General features: G+C 73.6%; 3 protein-coding genes and 1 pseudogene. All 4 read left to right on the top strand.

The genetic code is table 11. The features are described from left to right. Positions 1 to 633, top strand: a 633-nt coding sequence (folP, locus tag G6030_RS13365) for a dihydropteroate synthase (protein ID WP_187701823.1), incomplete at its 5' end; no start/stop codon positions are given. 50 nt (positions 634 to 683) lie between these two features. Next, positions 684 to 1,079, top strand: a complete 396-nt coding sequence (locus G6030_RS13370) for a DivIVA domain-containing protein (RefSeq protein ID WP_063972058.1) — start codon at positions 684 to 686, stop codon at positions 1,077 to 1,079. Positions 1,080 to 1,170: 91 nt separating this feature from the next. Then, entirely contained in the window at positions 1,171 to 1,338 is a 168-nt protein-coding gene (locus G6030_RS13375) for a DUF3117 domain-containing protein (protein WP_007629831.1), read from the top strand. Positions 1,339 to 1,415: 77 nt separating this feature from the next. Further along, positions 1,416 to 1,743: pseudogene (locus tag G6030_RS13380) on the top strand (leucyl aminopeptidase); the annotation flags it as partial.

Genomic DNA, 1,743 nt, shown 5'->3' on the forward strand with positions numbered 1-1,743 from the left:
GTGCCGTTCGTCGAGGCGGTGCGCGGGCGGCACCCGGACGTGCTCATCTCGGTGGACACGTGGCGCGGTGAGGTGGCGCGGCGCGCGCTCGCGGCCGGGGCGGACCTGGTCAACGACACGTGGGCGGGCCACGACCCCGGGGTGCTCACCGCGGCCGGGGAGGCCGGCGCGGGTTTCGTGTGCTCGCACACCGGTGGCGCGGTGCCGCGGACGCGCCCGTTCCGCGTGGGGTACGCCGACGTGGTCCGTGACGTCGTCGAGGAGCTCACGTCCGCGGCCGAGCGCGCGCTGGCCGCCGGGGTGCCGGCCGACGGTGTCCTCATCGACCCGACGCATGATTTCGGCAAGAACACCTTCCACGGACTCGAGCTGCTCAGGCGGATGGACGAGATAGTGGCGGTGGGCCACCCGGTGCTCATGGCGCTGAGCAACAAGGACTTCATCGGCGAGACCTTGGACGCCGGTGTCGACGACCGCGCGGAGGGCACGCTGGCGGCCACGTCGGTCGCCGCCTACCTCGGCGCGCGGGTGTTCCGCACGCACGACGTGCCGGGCGCGTTGCGCGCGCTGGAGATGGTCGCGTCGATCGTGGGCACCCGCCGACCTGCGCGGACGGTACGCGGTCTGGCCTGAGCCGTGTGGGAGACTGGGCGCGGCGGTCGTCACTACAGGAGGGGAGCGCGATGCTCACCATCGTCGTCTACGTGGTCGTGACGCTGATCGTGGCCGCGGGCCTGTTCGCGCTGTCGCTGCTGGTGTTCGGGCGCTCGGAGCTGCTGCCCCCCGTCGAAGCGGGTCATACCGTCACCCGTCTGCCGCAGGGCCCGCTGTCCGGGGACGACATCCGGGCGGTGCGCCTCGGGGTGTCCGCGCGCGGGTACACGATGGCCGAGGTCGACTGGACACTGGAGCAGGCCGCGCTGGAGATCGACCAGTTGCGGGCGCGGCTGGGGGAGACCGCCGTCGGTGACGCGGCGTCTGACGCGGCGTCTGACGGCGCGCCCGTCGGGGCGCCCGTCGGGGCGGATGGTGCGGACGGTCGGTCTGCTACGACGTCCGAGTCGGGCCGGACGCGCTAGAATCTGTTGTATCCACTGGAGCAGTACCGATCGTGGGCACGGGCGCCCGGCAGGGCGCGCCCCGCGGACTAGGACGAAGGGAATCGACCTGATGGCGGCTATGAAGCCCAGGACCGGTGACGGACCGATGGAGGCGGCCAAGGAGGGCCGCGGGATCGTCATGCGCGTCCCTCTCGAGGGCGGCGGTCGACTGGTCGTCGAACTGACCCCCGATGAGGCCAAGTCGCTCGGCGAGGAGCTGACGCAGGCCACCTCTTGATCGATCGTCCCACCGATGCCGGCGCATCCGACCCTCGTGGCGGGTGCGCCGACTCATGTCACCGGAAGGTTCCGCCGATGTCCGATGTCCCCAGCCGTCCCCTGCCCGCGGTCCGTGTCGCGTCCGGCGATGTCCCCGCGAGCGCGCGGCCCGTCGTCGTGCGTCGTCCGGAGGCCGGCCGGATGACGCGCGGCCTGGTGCGGGAGGTCCGCGTGACCGTCCGTGACGGGCGTGCCGCGCTGGAGGTGGAGGTCGACGGGTCGGCGCCGCGTGCGGGGTGGTCGGGCGCCGTGGACCACGGGCTGGGGCATCGCCGCGCGGGTGCGGCGCTGGCGCGTCACCTCCGCGAGGCGAGGTCGGTCGAGCTGGTGGCGGTCGCGGTGCCGGGGGAGGTCCCGACCGACC

The organism is Dietzia sp. E1 (assembly GCF_014145015.1).
Lineage (GTDB): Bacteria > Actinomycetota > Actinomycetes > Mycobacteriales > Mycobacteriaceae > Dietzia > Dietzia cinnamea_A.